14 protein-coding genes are annotated in these 18177 nt (G+C 40.5%); 12 read left to right on the top strand and 2 right to left on the bottom strand.

Annotation, left to right across the window (positions count from 1 at the left end; translation table 11 throughout):
- Positions 1-3 precede the first annotated feature (3 nt).
- From E4635_RS11770 to tsf, 11 genes are all read left to right on the top strand, one after another.
- Positions 4-1416 carry a glycosyltransferase family 39 protein gene (locus tag E4635_RS11770; protein ID WP_135526900.1) on the top strand — a complete coding sequence of 471 codons (1413 nt, stop codon included), beginning with the start codon at positions 4-6 and terminating at the stop codon, positions 1414-1416.
- Positions 1400-2437: a glycosyltransferase family 4 protein gene (locus E4635_RS11765; protein WP_135526899.1), complete on the top strand. Its 1038-nt coding sequence runs from the start codon at positions 1400-1402 to the stop codon at positions 2435-2437. The genes E4635_RS11770 and E4635_RS11765 overlap by 17 nt, the downstream gene beginning before the upstream one ends.
- Positions 2427-4127: an ATP-binding cassette domain-containing protein gene (locus E4635_RS11760; protein WP_135526898.1), complete on the top strand. Its 1701-nt coding sequence runs from the start codon at positions 2427-2429 to the stop codon at positions 4125-4127. The genes E4635_RS11765 and E4635_RS11760 overlap by 11 nt, the downstream gene beginning before the upstream one ends.
- The gene (locus E4635_RS11755; protein ID WP_135526897.1) at positions 4117-4995 is read left to right on the top strand and encodes a glycosyltransferase family 2 protein; all 879 of its coding nucleotides are present in this window, start codon (positions 4117-4119) and stop codon (positions 4993-4995) included. Before E4635_RS11760 ends, E4635_RS11755 begins: the two co-directional genes overlap by 11 nt.
- 3 nt (positions 4996-4998) lie before the next feature.
- Complete coding sequence (locus tag E4635_RS11750) at positions 4999-6522, top strand: B12-binding domain-containing radical SAM protein (protein WP_135526896.1); 1524 nt, start codon at positions 4999-5001, stop codon at positions 6520-6522.
- Positions 6523-7209, top strand: coding sequence for a methyltransferase (locus tag E4635_RS11745; protein WP_135526895.1), 687 nt, complete (start codon positions 6523-6525; stop codon positions 7207-7209). It abuts the gene before it with no gap.
- A gap of 6 nt (positions 7210-7215) precedes the next feature.
- A complete protein-coding gene (locus tag E4635_RS11740; RefSeq protein WP_135526894.1) occupies positions 7216-8526 on the top strand; it encodes a serine hydrolase domain-containing protein in 1311 nt (436 codons plus the stop codon).
- 137 nt (positions 8527-8663) lie between these two features.
- Positions 8664-9119: a 50S ribosomal protein L13 gene (gene rplM / locus E4635_RS11735; protein ID WP_135526893.1), complete on the top strand. Its 456-nt coding sequence runs from the start codon at positions 8664-8666 to the stop codon at positions 9117-9119.
- Entirely contained in the window at positions 9119-9505 is a 387-nt protein-coding gene (gene rpsI, locus E4635_RS11730) for a 30S ribosomal protein S9 (protein ID WP_135526892.1), read from the top strand. Before rplM ends, rpsI begins: the two co-directional genes overlap by 1 nt.
- Positions 9506-9646: 141 nt before the next feature.
- On the top strand, positions 9647-10435 hold the full coding sequence (gene rpsB / locus E4635_RS11725) for a 30S ribosomal protein S2 (protein ID WP_135526891.1): 789 nt from the start codon (positions 9647-9649) through the stop codon (positions 10433-10435).
- Positions 10436-10549: 114 nt separating this feature from the next.
- Positions 10550-11374 carry a translation elongation factor Ts gene (gene tsf, locus E4635_RS11720; RefSeq protein ID WP_135526890.1) on the top strand — a complete coding sequence of 275 codons (825 nt, stop codon included), beginning with the start codon at positions 10550-10552 and terminating at the stop codon, positions 11372-11374.
- 357 nt (positions 11375-11731) lie between these two features.
- On the opposite strand, the gene E4635_RS11715 is transcribed toward tsf, so the two are convergent.
- The gene (locus E4635_RS11715) at positions 11732-12448 is read right to left on the bottom strand and encodes a hypothetical protein (protein ID WP_135526889.1); all 717 of its coding nucleotides are present in this window, start codon (positions 12446-12448) and stop codon (positions 11732-11734) included.
- Between the two features lie 2055 nt (positions 12449-14503).
- Here E4635_RS11715 and E4635_RS11710 point away from each other — a divergent pair.
- Positions 14504-14833 carry a YegP family protein gene (locus tag E4635_RS11710; RefSeq protein ID WP_135526888.1) on the top strand — a complete coding sequence of 110 codons (330 nt, stop codon included), beginning with the start codon at positions 14504-14506 and terminating at the stop codon, positions 14831-14833.
- A gap of 1172 nt (positions 14834-16005) precedes the next feature.
- On the opposite strand, the gene E4635_RS11705 is transcribed toward E4635_RS11710, so the two are convergent.
- The gene (locus E4635_RS11705) at positions 16006-18123 is read right to left on the bottom strand and encodes a M3 family metallopeptidase (protein WP_135526887.1); all 2118 of its coding nucleotides are present in this window, start codon (positions 18121-18123) and stop codon (positions 16006-16008) included.
- Positions 18124-18177: the final 54 nt, after the last annotated feature.

Below are 18177 nucleotides of genomic sequence, written 5' to 3'. Positions count from 1 at the left end.
ATTTTGGAAATCAAATTACAGTATCTTCGTTATTTCTCTCCGGTTTTGCTTTGGATGGCACTCTATTACGGATTTTCATTCGATGGGCTGTACGGGCAGGATTCCTATGAATACCTAAGGTATACTGAAGCCTTGAAAACTTTTATGGAAACAGGAAAAGCGCCCGGAGATTATTTTTGGGGTGTTTATTATCCGGTTTTCGGTAGTCTTTTGAGTTTCATCATTCCCAATACAAGCATTGCCTTGCAGCTGGTTTCGATCCTTTCACTTGGGATTACTTCGGTTTACCTCGAAAAAACCATCCGATTGGTTTACCCCGAAAACACGAACGGCCCTATTCCTTTCTTGTGTTTTACGCTGTCACCCATAATCCTTATCCATGGCTTGTTGGCCATGTCTGACCTGTTGGCCTGTTGTTTTACGACCCTTGGCGTTTATTCCTTTTTGCTTTTTATGGAAAAAAACAACAATAGGAATTTTATCTTCGGCTCTGTTTTGAGTGTTTTGGCACTGCTCACACGTTATGCTGCCGGCGTAATCTTGATCCCCTTTTGCCTGGCCGCGTTTGTCCAGCTGATTAGGAATAAAGGATATCTTTCTCTTTTATTTTCGATGTTGGCAGCCGGTTGGGTTGCCCTGCCGCATATTGCCATCCGTTCCCAAAACAGCTTGCAGTTCCTGTCCCATCAGTGGTTGCGGTCCTGGTCTTTTCTAAACCTGTTCCGAAGCGATTTCAGTACAATCGATGGTGAAATGCACAACCGTTATAGCAACCTGGTATATGCCTTTTTCAACTTTTTCCATCCATCCTTCTTGTTTTTTGGGGTTTTACTGCCCATCGTTTTATTTAAACACGGTAGCCTGAAATTCCATAAATACCAAAAAATACTGCTGGCCTCCATCCTACTATATGCTTTTTTCCTGGGTGGTATTCCCTTTCAAAACAAACGCTTCCTGATATTGTCTTTCCCGTTAATCATTGTTTTTCTTTTCCCATTATTGAAAGAGTTGTTTGCGATTGTAAAAAACCAGAAAACCGTCTTTTATCTTGTCCTGCTGTTACAGCTTTCCCTAGGGTTTTATTACGGAAGGCCTTTTTACGAAAGGAACACATTGGAAAAAAACATTGCAAATGAAATCAGGCCATTCGAAGGAAACACGCTATATTCCTTTGATATTGACATTGCTTTGAAAAACAGGAAACTGGATTTTAGGTACAAAAGCTTATGGAAGGAAAAACTTCTCGATTTTGAAAAAAATGCCTTACTTTTAGTCAACGAAAAACAACTTAAAAAGCAATGGAAAGGGAAGAATCCGTGGCTTAATTGGGAAACCGCAAAAAAGGACTACCAATTAGAAAAACTGCAAAACCTTCCCGGGGATTTCAATTTGTACCGTATTGTCAAAAAAAAATAACCATATCGTAATCCTGACGCCGGGTTTTCCTGAAAGTGAAGCCGATACCAGCTGTATTCCGGCATTGCACCTCTATGCAAAAGCTTTACTTGATTATACCGGATATGAAATTACTGTTGTTTCCTTTCATTATCCGAAGAAAAAATCAGCTTATACCTGGAATGGCATCCAGGTGTACACTTTGGGAAGCAGCCCTTTTATTTCTAAAATAATGCTTTGGCATAAGGCCTACCGGTTTTTAAAACAGCTCAACCGTGAGAAACCGATTACTGCCTTACACAGTTTCTGGCTGGGCGAGTGTGCTTTGGTCGGGCATTGGTTTTCGGTAAAAAATAAGACAAAACATATCGTAACCTTAATGGGCCAGGATGCTTTGAAAGGAAATAAATATGTCGGGATATTACCTTTGAAGAAGATGGAACTCATTACGCTTTCGCCATTCCATCAAGGTGTTTTCCACAAAAATTACAACGCCCGGACAGCTATTATCCCCTTCGGGATCAATCCGGATGATTTTAGCCCGTCGGAAAGCAAAACCATTGATATTATCGGCATTGGCTCCCTGATTCCCTTAAAGAACTACATGCTTTTTATTGAAATCATTGCCGAAATAGCCAAGGAAAAACCAATCAAAGCCATTATCATTGGTGATGGGGTTTTACACAACGAATTGCAGGAAAAAATACAGTTGCTTCATTTGAATGATATTATTTTACTGAAAGGGAAATTGAGTTATAAGCAAACCATGCATTACCTGGCCCAATCCAAAATTTTATTGCATCCCAGCGAGTTTGAAGGTTTTGGGATGATTTTTGCCGAAGCGCTGCAAAGCAAAACGATGATCGTGTCCAAAAAGGTGGGCAGTGCCGCTGAATCTCCAAACTGGATCATAGCCCATACCAAAAATGAAATGGCTGAAGCCTGCCGCAAATTGCTTTCGGGATCCTTTTCTGAAGCCGGGAAAAATACTTTTTTACTAGAAAAAACGGTACAACACTATCAGGACATATATGATCACTAAAAGTAAAATAAAAGCAATAATCAGCTGTGTACCTGACAAATACCGAAAGAAACTCTTGCCTTTTTTCGGATTTTCGCTCAGCAATGTCCTCCTGGATTTAGTATCTGTAGCGTATCTGCTTCCTTTTCTGATGCTCGCCATCGATACGCAGTCCAAATTCGGGAACAAATACCTGCAATTCCTGTTTCAGAAAGAACACCTGGTTTTAAGCATAACCTTGCTGATTGTTTTTTTTATGGCGAAGAATATGGTCAGCATTCTGTTTATAAATTACCAAAACCGGTTGATTTATGCTATTTCTTCGGAAATTTCAAAAAAATACACCGAGCTTTTTATTCATGGCAATTATCTTTTTTACCAAGATCAGGACAAGGGCGACATCATCAAAAATACGATTGAAGTCCCCAATAATTTTGCCAATAATGTATTGCTTTCCTTAAACACTATTATTTCCGAAGGCATTATTATCGTCTTCGTTTTGGGAGCGGGATTCTTTTTATTTCCAAAGATTACAACATTTGCCCTACTGTTGTTTATTGTTGCATTCCTTGTTTTTTATGCCTTCCGGAAATTAAAGAAAGTACAGAAAAGCCTTTCCTCCGATTACAGGAACAATGTAAATTTCCTGCTGGACCTGATCAATGGTTTTTTTGAAATTAAAAGTGCGGCGCAGGAAGATGCTTTTTTGGATAAATTCAATTCTTCTAACAAAAAACTGAACAAAACCTATGCTTTCCTGACTACCCTAAAGAATTCAAACGCAAAATACCTCGAAATTACCATTATAATCGTCTTGAGCTTTTTGGTTTTCTACCTGGTTCACAATCCGGATGAAAACTCCAGGAATGTCCTGCTGGTTTCCTTTATGGCATCGGTTTTTTTTAAGGTGATTCCTTCGCTGAACAAATTGATTATTGCCGGTTCCAGCCTTAAATCTTATGATTATACCATCGAATCTATACTGAAAAATACCGCAACGGATGCAAAATCAGTTTCCGATACCTTAAAAATCAATTTTGAGAACCAATTGGAAATTGACAGCCTATCTTTCAGTTATTCGGCTGAAAACAAACTGATTTCAAACATCAACCTCCAAATAAGCAAGGGAGAAATCATTGGCATTACCGGAAGGTCCGGAACAGGGAAAACCACATTGCTGCATATTTTGCTGCAACTTATCGATGCTGAATCCGGCACCATTACCCTAGACGCCAGGAAAATAACCCCGGAAAACAAAAATGCGTATTTAAACCTGATTGGCTATGTGACCCAGGAACCTTATATTTTCAATGGGACCATTTTGGAGAATATTGCCATCGGCCAAAAAGAAAGCGAAATCGATTTTAAAAGAATTGAAACCCTTACAAAGGCGGTCTTTTTTGATAAGATCATTCAAAATTCCCCAGAAGGTATTTACTCTCCGACGGGCAATAACGGGCAAAAATTATCGGGAGGGCAAAAACAGAAACTGGCCATTATCAGGGCTTTGTATACGAATCCGCAAATTTTGATCCTGGATGAAGCTACAAATCAGCTCGATGAGGAAAACGAAATCAAAATCCTGAATTACATACAGGAGCTGTCCAAAAAAGAAAAACTGACGGTAATTCTTATTTCGCACGATACCAAAACCTTGGGCTATTGCGACACCGTATATCAATTGCAAAAAGGAAGTTTACATGAAGTTTAGTATTGTCACCATAACCCATAACAGGGCCCATTTGATTGCGGAAACCATCCAAAGTGTCCTGGACCAAACCCATACGGATTTTGAGCATATTATTATTGATGACGGGTCTACAGACAATACGGAAGCTGTTGTAAAGCAATTCAATGACAGCCGGCTCCGGTATTACAAATATGAAAAACGCAAGAACAGGAGTGCTGTTACCAATCGCGGCCTCCATCTTGCCGGAGGTGATTTTATTAGTGTCCTGGATTCTGATGATATCTGGGCAAAGGACAAGCTGGAAACCATAAACACTATTGTAACTAAAAATCCGGCTATCGGTTTTGTTATTCATGACGCTGCCGCTTTCCCTAAAAGCGATACTTCGGATATTGTTTTTTTTAACTATAAAACAGGTTTTTCGGGAAATGCGTTACCAGAGTTACTACAAGAAAAAATCCTTGCCTTATCAACGTATACCATTAAAAAAGAAACACTTGCAGAAATTGGTTTTTTGGATGAATCCATGATTGACGGCAAACTTGATTTATATTTAAGGGCCGCTTCAAAGGTTCCTTTTTATTATTCGGCAAAAAAACTGGCATTCATAAGGAAACACGATCAGAATATTTCAAAAAAAAGGAATATGGATCATTATGATGATTATTTCAAAAGCATTGGCAAACTAAAAAAACGCGGAATTATTTCTTCTGTAAAACATGCCGGCTTGAGCAGCAAAATGTACTCCAAAATTGCTTACATTTATCACAGGCAAAAAGAATACCGGCAGGCAAAGGAAAATTACCGGTTGAGTTTCCAATCCATGTTTTTTTGCTATTCCGGTTTTAAATCGTTTTTGATGTATCTGAAAATTAACGTAATCAAATAAGAGTTGTCCCAAAACAAAACCATCATATTCAATCCAAGAAGTGCCAATGGAAAGCATCGCATCCCCAATTCCATTTTACAGGTGGGCGCTTCCATCCATGGCAAATACAGTTATGTCTTTGTGGATGGCAACCTGGAAAACGATCCCTGGGAAACAATCCGGAACTATTTAAAAACAGGAGAATTCAAATACTTTGGTTCTACAGTCATGCCCGGGCCGCAATTGCGCCAGGCGATTCCTTTCACCAAAAAAATAAAAGAAGATTTTCCAGGCATTGTAACTGTTTGGGGTGGTTATTTTGCCTCCAATCAATATAAGGTTGCCCTTCATTCGGGTTATGTGGATTATATCATCAACGGCCCCGGCGACACGACTTTCCCGCAGTTGATACACGCATTGGAAAATGGCCGGGACGAACAATTGGAAACGATAAAAAACCTTATTTTCAAAAACAAAAAAGGGGACATCATAAAAACCGCAGTCGAAGCCCTGCTCGACCAGGATACATTGCCACGTTTCCCGTATGATTACCTAAATTCATTTTATCCCGTCAGGAATTACCTGGCCAAGACTTTTATGGGGAGCAAAACCCTTTCCTACCATTCCAGCATGGGCTGTCCTTTTTCGTGTTCTTTTTGCGCTGTGGTCCCTATTTTCAATGCCAAATGGAAAGGGATGTCTGCGGCAAGGATTTATGAGGATGTGAAATATTTTAAAGAAAATTTCAATATCGACGCCATAGAATTCCACGATAATAATTTTTTCACTTCCAAGAAAAGAGTCCTGGAATTTTCACACTTAATCATGGACGACAACATCAGTTATTGGGGCGAAGGCCGCATTGACACCATCAACATGTACAGCGATGATGATTTGAAACTGATGCGCAAAGCCGGTTGCAAGATGATTTTCCTGGGTGCCGAAACCGGTAACGATGCCGTGTTGAAACAAATGAACAAAGGCGGTACGCAATCTGGCCAGATGATTAAGGATTTTGTGCTCCGGATGAAGAATGCCGACATCATACCCGAACTGTCTTTTGTTTTAGGCATGCCGGCCAAAACCGAAAAAGAAGTATACGACCAAATCCTCTGGGACATCAATTTTATCAAGGAGATAAAAACGATCAATCCTGATGCGGAAATCATCATTTACCTTTTCAGTCCGGTTCCTACCGAAGGTTCCGATTTATACAAACAAATACTCGATGCCGGTTTTTCGTTTCCCGAAACACTCGAAGAATGGATTTCGCCTTCCTGGGAAAATTTCGACCTGAGGAAAAATCCGCTCACGCCTTGGCTGAAACCTTATATGATCGATACCATTAAAAATTTCGAAACAGTCCTTAACGGCTATTACCCAACTGTTTCCGATTTCAGGATACGCGGTTACAAAAAGCAGTTGCTTCAAGTGGTTTCCGGATTCCGGTATAAAACCAATTTTTATCATTATCCTTATGAAATCAAGGCTTTGCACAAAATATGGAAATACCGCCAACCGGAAATTGAAGGATTTTATTCGGAATAAATGAGAAAACTGGTTCAGAAAATAATTAGTCCTTTCCTGAAGAAAACAAGTACCCTTTACTTGTCCAGACCAAGGAAATACAAATATAAAGATCTTTGTGTTTGGGTAGAACCTTCCGTTTTCCCACCTTTTATAACCATCAGTACAAAACTGCTCCTGGAATTCCTGGAAACACTTTCCCTGGAAAAGAAAACTTTTTTGGAATTAGGGTGCGGATGTGGCATCATTTCTATCCTGGCGGCCAAAAAAGGAGCAAAAACCACTGCTTCAGACATTAACATGATTGCTTTGGAAGCCTTGCGGAAAAATGCAAAAGACAATGAGACCCAGATAGAAATCCTGTATTCGGACCTGTTTGATGGTTTACAACACAAGTCCTTCGATTGTATTGTCATCAATCCTCCTTATTACCCCAAAAACCCGGATTCGGTAGCGGAAAAAGCCTGGTTTTGCGGCGAGCATTTCGAATATTTTGAAAAACTCTTCGCCCAGCTTCCTGATTTTACCACCCAAAAGAATGAAGTGTATATGATTCTTTCGGAAGATTGCAAAACAGATGTTATTTTTGCTATCGCGGAAAAAAACGGGCTTGCGGCAAAATGTATTCTGGAAAAAACCGTTTTTAAGGAAATCAATTATATTTATAAAATCAGTAAAACACGCAACTTTACAAACCCAACATTATAAACAACCATGAAAAAATCCATCTTATTATTCATTTTTGCGTTATCCGTTACGGTTTCTGCCCAGCAAAAGACCCGTTTCAACAAAATAGACAGCTTGCTTACCTTCCTGAGTGCCAACAATAAATTTATGGGCCAGGTTAGCATCCGCGAAGGCGGGAATACGGTTTTTGAAAAAGCCTATGGCTATGCCGATGTGGAAAACAACCTAACGGCCAATGCAAAGACAAAATACAAAATAGGCTCGATCACTAAAACTTTCACTGCAGTGATGATCATGCAGTTGGTGGAGGCGAAAAAACTGAAGTTGGACACCAAGCTTTCCAAATTTTACCCTCAAATAAAAAATGCAGACAAAATAACCATCCACGACCTGTTGCACCACCGGACCGGAATCATCGATTTCCTGAACGGCGACAGCACTGTCAATATGCTTGAAGAAGTAAGCAAAGAACAAATGATCGCTAAAATTGCCGCTTACGAACCTTTGTTTGAACCGAATTCCAAATTTGAATACAGCAATTCGAATTATTATTTGTTGGGAAGGATTTTGGAAGATGTAACCAAAGAAGATTATGCCACCAACCTATCGGAACGCATCATCAAAAAGGCGCAGCTCCGGAATACCGTTGTTTCTGACAAGGCGGACCTGGCCAGGAATGAAAGCCATTCGTATATTTTTTCCGACAACAAATGGAATCTAATCCCGGAATGGAATATGTCACAGGCTTTTGGTGCAGGGCATATTTCTTCGACAGCATCGGACCTGACCTTATTTATGAATGCCCTTTTTAATGAAACGCTGCTCAAGAAATCAACACTCGACCAAATGACCAAACTGGAACAGTCGTATGGAAAAGGGCTGATGACTTTCCCTTTTGGGGAACGCAAATACTATGGCCATACCGGAGGGATTGAAGGTTTCCGTTCGGTCGTGGGCTATTATCCTTCCGATAAAGTAGGGGTTTCCTTAATTGTAAACGGTGATAATTACAACCGAAACGACATTATGATCGGTATTTTGAGCATTTATTATAAGATGCCTTACCAATTCCCTAATTTAGTCACTTTCAATGTAAAACCGGAAACACTCAGCAGTTACCAGGGAATATATGCTTCGCCGCAGCTTCCGATGAAAATCACCATTAAGGTCGAAAAAGGGGAATTGACTGCTCAGGCTACCGGCCAGGGTTCCTTCACGTTAAACCCGATCAGTGCTACGGAATTCGTTTTTGACCCGGCCAGTATAAAATTGATTTTTAACGGGAAGAACATGACCTTAAAACAGGGCGGAGCCGAATATCTTTTTACCAAAGAGTAAATCGATTTACGCAAATTTAGTATCCGCTTGACAATCAATACACAAAATAATCCAATCGCTATTTGTATAATAAATATTTATTTGTACTTTTGCACTCCCTTTATTGGGAATGGAATGTTTAATTAAAAATAATTATTGTGAACACATTAAGCTACAAGACAATGTCAGCAAACAAATCTACTGTTACTAAAGAGTGGATTGTTGTAGATGCTGAAGGTCATAACTTAGGGCGTTTATCTTCAAAAGTCGCTATGATTTTAAGAGGTAAATACAAGCCGAGTTATACACCGCACGTGGACTGTGGAGATAACGTAATTGTTATCAATGCAGAAAAAATCAACCTTACAGGTAACAAACTTGACGAGAAAACGTACATCCGTCACACAGGTTACCCAGGAGGACAAAGAAGCTTGACTGCTAAAGTAATGCAACAGAAAAACCCTGCATTATTAGTAGAAAAAGCGGTAAAAGGAATGTTGCCTAAAAACAAATTAGGAGCTGAACTTTTCAGAAATCTAAATGTTGTTGTTGGTTCAGAGCACAAACAAGGCGCTCAAAAACCAAGAACAGTTAACCTAAACGATCTAAAATAATGGCAGTTATTCACAAAATCGGTAGAAGAAAAACCGCAGTTGCCCGTGTATACGTTTCAGAAGGAACTGGAACTATCACTGTAAACAAAAAAGCATTTGCAACTTATTTCCCTACAGCAACTTTACAGTACAAAGTTTTACAACCAATGACATTGACAGAAAATGTTGAGAATTTTGATGTAAAAGTAAACGTATACGGTGGTGGTTCAACAGGACAAGCTGAGGCTGTTCGTATGGCTATCGCAAGAGCAATGTGTGAAGTTGGAGAAGGAAACAGAGCAATCTTAAAACCTGAAGGATTATTAACGAGAGACCCAAGAATGGTTGAACGTAAGAAATTCGGTCAGAAAAAAGCTCGTAAGAGATTCCAATTCTCTAAACGTTAATATTTATTTATTATTAAAAAACTCAAGTTATTGTTGCTCTCCTACCGAGGTAGGAATTAGTTTAGCATCTAAATGGTTAAGACCTGATTTCCAATCGCTACTTAATCATTGCTAATTCAACAGAACGTAAACTATTACAAAATGGCAAATAAAGTAGAAGTTAAAGACTTACTAGAAGCAGGTGTTCACTTCGGACACATGACTAGAAAATGGGATCCAAACATGGCCCCTTACATCTATATGGAGCGTAATGGTATTCACATTATCAATCTATATAAAACTGCAGCTAAAATCGAAGAAGCTAATGAAGCTTTGAAAAAAATCGCTGCATCCGGTAGAAAAATACTTTTCGTAGCTACCAAAAAACAAGCAAAAGACATCGTAGCTGAAAAAGCTGCTGCCGCTAACATGCCTTACATCACTGAAAGATGGCCAGGTGGTATGTTGACAAATTTCGTTACTATCCGTAAAGCCGTTAAGAAAATGGCTTCTATCGACAGAATGAAAAAAGACGGTACTTTCATGACTTTGTCTAAAAAAGAACGTTTACAAGTTGATCGTTTACGTGCAAAATTAGAGAAGAACTTAGGTTCTATCGCTGATATGTCAAGATTGCCTGCTGCATTATTCGTAGTGGACATCAAAGCTGAACACATCGCAATTAAAGAAGCTCAAAAATTAAACATTCCAGTTTTCGCAATGGTTGATACGAACTCTGACCCACGTCAGGTAGAGTATGTAATCCCTGCAAACGATGATGCTTCTAAATCAATCGATAAAGTTTTATCACTTGTAACTGCTGCTGTTATCGAAGGTCTTGCAAACAGAACTTCCGATAAAGAAGAAGGTAAAGGTGACGAAACAGTTGCTCAGGTTGAAGAAACAGCTGCACCAGCAGTTGAAGCTGCAACTCCTGCAACTGAAGAGTAAATCATAATTTCCAAATCATTTATTTCTTGCTCCAAAAAATCAACACTTTTGGATATTGAGATATTTGATTTGGATTTTTTTTAAAATCAGGATTAAAATTTAAACTTATACAAAATGGCAAATATCACTGCTGCAGACGTAAACAAATTAAGAACCATCACCGGTGCCGGTATGATGGATTGCAAAAAAGCATTAGTTGAAGCTGATGGGGATTTCGATTTGGCAATTGAGAACCTTCGTAAAAAAGGACAAAAAGTAGCTGCTAACCGTTCAGACAGAGAATCTACTGAAGGAGCTGCTATTGCTGTTGTAAACGCAGACAAAACAGCTGGTGTGGTTATCACATTAAACTGTGAGACTGACTTCGTAGGTAAAAATGAAGGTTTCGTGAAATTAGCTACAGACTTGGCTAACCAGGCGTTAAACTATACTACTAAAGAAGAATTATTGGCTTCTGATTTCAACGGAATTACTGTGGCTGAGAAATTAATCGAGCAAACAGGAGTTATCGGAGAGAAAATCGAGATCGGTTCTTTCGAAAGATTGGAAGGTCCTTTCATCGGGTCTTACATCCACGCTGGAAACAAAATCGCTACTTTGACTGCTTTGTCAGCTAACGTTGCAGGTGGAGAAGAAGCGGCAAGAAACGTTGCTATGCAAGCTGCTGCTATGAACCCAATCGCTTTGGACGAGGCTGGAGTTGATGCTTCTATCATCGAGAAAGAAGTTGAAATCGCTAAAGACCAATTGCGTCAGGAAGGTAAACCTGAAGCTATGTTAGACAATATCGCTAAAGGGAAAATCCAACGTTTTTACAAAGACAATACTTTGGTAAACCAGGATTATATCAAAGACGGTTCTATGAGCGTTGCCGGTTACATCAAAACTATCGATGGTGGTTTGACTGTTACAGGTTTCAAAAGAGTTGCATTAGGATAATATTCCTTTTTCATATCATAAAAAAATCCCGGGTATTGCCCGGGATTTTTTGTTTTGGGGCTTGTCTGTATTGTAACAGGTGCTTCATCAAACAGTGCAGTCCCGAATTCAAACATTGCAAACGCTTCTTTTTATGCTGCAGGTGCTCATTCAAACAATGCAGGCTCGAATTCAAACGTTGTAGACGCTTCTTTTTACGCTGCAGGTGCTTATTCAAGCACTGCAACCTCTAATTCAAACATTGCAGACGCTTCTTTTTACGCTGCAGGTGCTTATTCAAACAATGCAGGCTCGGATTCAAACGTTGCAGATGCTTGTTCAAACAATGCAGCCTCTAATTCAAATAAATTGCAGTACTTATTCTTTCATCATCCTGAATTCAATACAATTGACCTGACGAAACTGTGGACTGGTGGCTCCAAAAATACTTCTTATGTATAATTTCACCTCTTTGGCTGTTTGCACTAATCCTGTAGAGGCATCATAAAGTGCATGGTTTCTACGGATCATGGCATTGCTATATTGGGTATAAGCATCTGTTAAGTCTTTGTTTACCCTTTTCATACTTTCAAACTTCATCCGCAGTGATGTCAATTTTAATTCCATTTCATTAGGGTTATACACCGGATTCTGTTCCAACACTTGCAATAAATTTGCGAAATGATCTATAAAACGATCGAAGGATTGCTGTGCAGTGGAAATTCTTTTAATGTCTTCCCCTGTTGCTTCTTCTTTAATTTTTTTGCTACTGCGCCCCTGTATCTTTTTCTGTATCGAATTTACATCGTCAATGGCCAATTTATCGGCTCCGGACACCATAAAAGCACTCAACACTTTGGTAGATAATCTTTTCAGGTCGTCGAATTCGTTGCGGCGGTTGTTTGTAGCGATATCAAAACCGGTTTTATCTGTTTTGACCTGGTACAACCTGTCTAGTGATCTTTGGTATTGATTAAGCATACTAACAATCTTTAAATTTTCTTTGGAAGGATTGTAGGTGGATCCGTATCCTTCGCAAAAGGAAATTAGATCTTGAAAATTGGCAACGTTCTTGGCATGGCCGGTTTCACTCATTGATCGTTTCTTTTTTGTGCTTTGCACAGTTACATTTGCATTCATTTTTTTACTTTTTTTATAATTAATGGGGTGCAATGTAATTTAAAATCATATATAAATTCTTACATTATTGCATTTTGGGGAAAAGCAATGAGGGGTGTAGAGGGAGATTTAGTTAGAGCTATTGGGGGGTTTTTCTTTTCTTCTTTTCTTTTGCTTTAATGCAAACCGAAGCATGAGGTTCAATGAACACCGATGAAAATAAATTACGGTGAACTAAAAGAAACAAAAAATCAAGCCTGATTGTTTTTTACAAAAGGGCAAAGTGGAAGGCTTGGTAAGATTATAGAGATCCCTCCTTCGTCGGGATGACAAACGTTAAGGTGAAATATTGTGCATAAAGTAAAGCTATCGTAATCTTGTCATGTTGACGAAGGAAACATCTTTGTTAGTTTTTCTTCTTGTACTTTGTCTTGATGCAAAGTACCAAAAATCAAGCCTGCAAAAAGAAAAGCGCAAAAACTACCTCGAAGCACCGCTCCGCGTTCCGAACCGCTCGTCATGCTTCCTCGTCTTCGCGGAACGCTGCCGCTTCATGATTTGTTGTTTTCTACGGATTATGCTGTGAGGGGGCCATGGATGGCGTGGTAAGATTGGGGAGATCCCTCCTTCGTCGGGATGACAACCGTTAAGATGAAATATCGTGCATAAGTAAAGCTATCCGCAATCTTGTCATGTTGACGAAGGAAACATCTTTGTTAGTTTTTCTTCTTGTACTTTGTCTTGATACAAAGTACCAAAAATCAAGCCTGCAAAAACAAAAGCGTAAAAACTACCTCGAAGCGCCGCTCCGCGTTCCGAGCCGCTCGTCATGCTTCCTCGTCTTCGCGGAACGCTGCCGCTTCATGATTTGTTGTTTTCTACGGATTATGCTGTGAGGGGGCCATGGATGGCGTGGTAAGATTGGGGAGATCCCTCCTTCGTCGGGATGACAACCGTTAAGATGAAATATCGTGCATAAGTAAAGCTATCCGCAATCTTGTCATGTTGACGAAGGAAACATCTTTGTTAGTTTTTCTTCTTGTACTTTGTCTTGATACAAAGTACCAAAAATCAAGCCTGCAAAAACAAAAGCGTAAAAACTACCTCGAAGCGCCGCTCGTCGTTCCTCCTCGACTATGCGGAACGGTGCCGCTTTGCTTCTGCGTTGTTTTTTATGCTTTTCTTTTTAAGGGCGTGGTAAGATTATAGAGATCCCTCCTTCGTCGGGATGACAACCGTTAAGATGAAATATCATGCATAAATAAAGCTATCCGCAATCTTGTCATGTTGACGAAGGAAACATCTTCGTTAGTTTTTCTTCTTGTACTTTGTCTTGATACAAAGTACCAAAAATCAAGCCTGCAAAAACAAAAGCGTAAAAACTACCTCGAAGCGCCGCTCCGCGTTCCGAGCCGCTCGTCGTTCCTCCTCGACTATGCGGAACGGTGCCGCTTTGCTTCTGCGTTGTTTTTTATGCTTTTCTTTTTAAGGGCGTGGTAAGATTATAGAGATCCCTCCTTCGTCGGGATGACAACCGTTAAGATGAAATATCATGCATAAATAAAGCTATCCGCAATCTTGTCATGTTGACGAAGGAAACATCTTCGTTAGTTTTTCTTCTTGTACTTTGTCTTGATACAAAGTACCAAAAATCAAGCCTATTTGTTTTTACACAAAAGGGCGAAGTGGAGAGCTTGGAAAGATCGGGGTGATCCCTCCTTCGTCGGGATGACAAGATTACGCAACGTTTGTCATTCCGACGAAGGAAGACACGAGCGTAGCGAACTGACGAAATAATCTCTAAAGCTGATTTCTTGATTCTTTGTTCTTTGTTCTATTCTCTTTGTTCTATTCTCTTTGTTCTATTCTCTTTGTTCTATTCTCTTTGTTCTATTCTCTTTGTTCTATTCTCTTTGTTCTATTCTCTTTGTTCTATTCTCTTTGCTCTTGACTCTTGCTTCTTTTTTTCCTCAATTGTAAAACATATCAGATTAATTTTTATATTAGTTTTCTAACTTAATTTAAAAACCTATGGGGAAATTTGTAATTACCAAAAGAAAAGACGGGGAATTCCAATTCAATTTAAAAGCAGGCAACGGGCAGACAATCCTTGCCAGCGAAGGGTATTCGACCAAGGCCAATTGTGAAAACGGAATCGAATCGGTTAGGAAAAACTCCCAGGAAGATGCCCGGTTTGAGAAAAAAACCTCATCGAATGATAAATATTATTTCAGCCTTAAAGCCTCAAACGGCCAGGTTATAGGAAGCAGCGAAATGTACGAAAGTGCTGCCGGACGTGATAACGGGATTGAATCTGTTAAGAGCAATGCGCCGGAAGCTGTTGTAGAGGATTTGAGTTAATGTATTGTGTTTATAGTTAAAGCGGCAAATAGCCGCTTTTTTTATGTCTTTTTACTTTTGTCATGATACAATTTCTTTCTTTTCTTTTGCCTTGATGCAAAAGAAACAAAAAATCAAGCCTGCACATCAGAATCCTGAAAACTACCAAATCATTCCACTCCGCGTCCCGAGCCGCTCGTCATGCTTCCTCGACTACGCGGAACGCTGCCGTTTCATGATTTGTTGTTTTCTACGGATTATGCTGTGAGGGCGCGATGGATGGCGTGGTAAGATTGGGGAGATCCCTCCTTCGTCGGGATGACAAACGTTAAGGTGAAATATCGTGCATAAGTAAAGCTATCCGCAATCTTGTCATGTTGACGAAGGAAACATCTTTGTTAGTTTTTCTTCTTGTACTTTGTCTTGATACAAACCAAAGTATGAGGTTCAGTGAACACCGATGAAAATAAATTTGCGGTGAGCTAAAGTACCAAAGATCAAGCCTGCAAAAACAAAAGCGTAAAAACTACCTCGAAGCGCCGCTCCGCGTTCCGAGCCGCTCGTCATGCTTCCTCGGCTACGCGGAACGCTGCCGCTTCATGATTTGTTGTTTTCTACGGATTATGCTGTGAGGGGGCCATGGATGGCGTGGTAAGATTGGGGAGATCCCTCCTTCGTCGGGATGACAAACGTTCTAGTGAAATATTGTGCATAAAGTAAAGCTATCCGTAATCTTGTCATGTTGACGAAGGAAACATCTTTGTTAGTTTTTCTTCTTGTACTTTGTCTTGATACAAACCAAAGTATGAGGTTCAGTGAACACCGATGAAAATAAATTTGCGGTGAGCTAAAGTACCAAAGATCAAGCCTGCAAAAACAAAAGCGCAAAAACTACCTCGAAGCGCCGCTCGTCGTTCCTCCTCGACTATGCGGAACGGTGCCGCTTTGCTTCTGCGTTGTTTTTTATGTTTTTCTTTTTAAGGGCGGAATGGAGGGCTTGGGGAGATTGGGGAGATCCCTCCTTCGTCGGGATGACAAGATTACGCAACGTTTGTCATTCCGACGAAGGAGGAATCTTTGTTTCGAATATTGGAGTGTGCATGTCTCTCTCCTTCTTTAAAAACAAAAAACTACAACTTTTTACGGTTGTAGTCTTTACTTCTTTTATGTTCTTTGCTCTTGACTCTTGCTTCTTACTTCTTCTTTACAATCGGGAAGTTCCTGGAGCGCATCAGGGCATCGGATGTGGCGTTCCTGCCCCTGAATTTCTTATAGGCTTTTTCCTGGTCGATGGTGTTCCCTACGCTGAATACATAATCATAAAGTCTTTTGGCTACGGCCTTATCGTATGGCCCTTTTGCTTCTGTGAAGGCTTCATAGGCATCGGCACAGATTACATCGGCCCATAAATAACTGTAATATCCTGCGGCGTAACCGTCACTGGAGAACAAATGCCCGAATTGCGGGATGCGGTGGCGCATGACAATTTCGGAAGGCATGTTCAGTTTGGCCAGGGTTTCTTTTTCGAAGGCATGCGGTTCTACTACATCGGTAGTTAAATGTAGCCTCATGTCTACCAGGGAACTTGAAATGGTTTCTACGGTAGAGAAGCCTTCGCTGAAATTAGCGGCCTGCTCGATGCGCTGCACTAAAGATTGTGGCAGCGGTTTGCCGGTTTGGTAATGCAGGGCGAATTTATTCAGGACTTCGGGCGTTGACAGCCAGCGTTCCAGGATTTGTGATGGAAATTCGACATAATCCCTGGCTACGGATGTCCCGGACAAACTCGGGTAGGTTACATTGGAGCACAAACCGTGTAGGGCGTGCCCGAATTCGTGAAACAATGTACTGGCATCTTCCCACGAGATAAGTACCGGTTCGTTTTGGTTTCCTTTGATGAAATTACAGTTGTTGGAAACAATCGTGATGACATTACCATCTAGTTTTTGCTGGTCACGGTAGGAGTTCATCCAGGCTCCGGAACGTTTGCCGGCACGCGCGTACGGATCGAAATACCAAAGCCCTACTGCTTTTCCTGTTACTTTATTAGACACGACCCAAACTCTTACATCAGGATGATAGACAGGCACATCGGTTACTTGCTTGAAGCTTAGATTGAATAATTCTCCGGCTACCCAGAACATTCCTTCGCGCAGTTTCTCTAATTGCAGGTATTGTTTGACTTCATTCTGGTCTAAATCGTATTTGGCCTTGCGGACTTTTTCGGCGTAATAACGATAATCCCAAGGGGATATTTTAAAATTGCCTCCTTCGGCATCTACTATTTTTTGCATTTCAGCTACGTCCTGATGCACTTTTTCCACTGCAGGTTTCCAAACGGATTCCATTAGTTCGAGTGTTTTTTCGGGGCTTTTGGCCATGGTGTTCGAAAGGCTCCAGTGGGCAAAAGAAGGGAATCCCAGTAATTTTGCTTTTTCGGTACGGAGTTTCAGTATTTCTACAAGTGTGGCATTGTTGTCATTGGCATTGCCGTTATCGCCTCGCTTTACAAAGATTGTCCAGGCTTTTTCCCTAAGGTCCCTGCGGTTGGAAAACGTCAGGAACGGCTCGATGGAGGAACGGGTATTGGCAATGCAGCCCAGGGCATCGAGTTTTCTTTCTTTGGCTTCAGCCATCGCGGCATTTTTAAGCTCGGCAGGCAGGCCATCGAAGTCTTTTTCGGTAGTTAAGGCTACGTATTGGTTGTGTTCTTCGGCCAAAAGGTTCTGGCTGAATTTAGTGAAAAGCCCCGCCAGGTCCTGGTTGATCTTCCCTACTTTGGTTTTGCTGTCTTCATTGAGCTTGGCACCTTCCCGGACGAAATTGGTATAATACCACCACACCAATCGCTGCTGTTCACTGTTGAGCTTTTTCATTTCCGGGGATTGGTATACTTTTTCTATCCTGGCAAAAAGTTTCTTGTTTTGGAAAATCTTGTCATTGAGTTCTGAAATTTTAGGGCTCATCTCGGTTTCTACCGGCCCGAATTCAGGGCTGTTCATATTGGAACTGAAAATACCGTATACGGCATAAACCCTGGCAAAATCCTTACCTGTAAGTTCCAGCGCCGCAATAGTATTGGCAAATGTGGGGGCTTTGGGATTGTTGGCAATGGCATCTGTTTCCTTTAGTTTTTCTGCAATGGAAACCTCAACAGCTTCCTTGACATCTGAAACTTTATACGCATTGAACGCCGGCACACCACCATAGGGGCCCGACCATTTTTGCAGCAACGGATTTTGAGATCCTGTTTGCGCATTGCCGGTTATAAAGGCTGAACTCATAATAAAAAGGGTTATTATTTTTTTCATATTGATTTGTTTTACCTTCAAAAAGGTTTGTTTTTGATACTCAAATATAACCAA

This window comes from Flavobacterium humi (genome assembly GCF_004745595.1).
GTDB classification, from domain to species: Bacteria; Bacteroidota; Bacteroidia; order Flavobacteriales; family Flavobacteriaceae; genus Flavobacterium; species Flavobacterium humi.
Note: the sequence above shows the minus strand (reverse complement) of the source record. Positions and strands in the feature narration are given on the sequence as shown.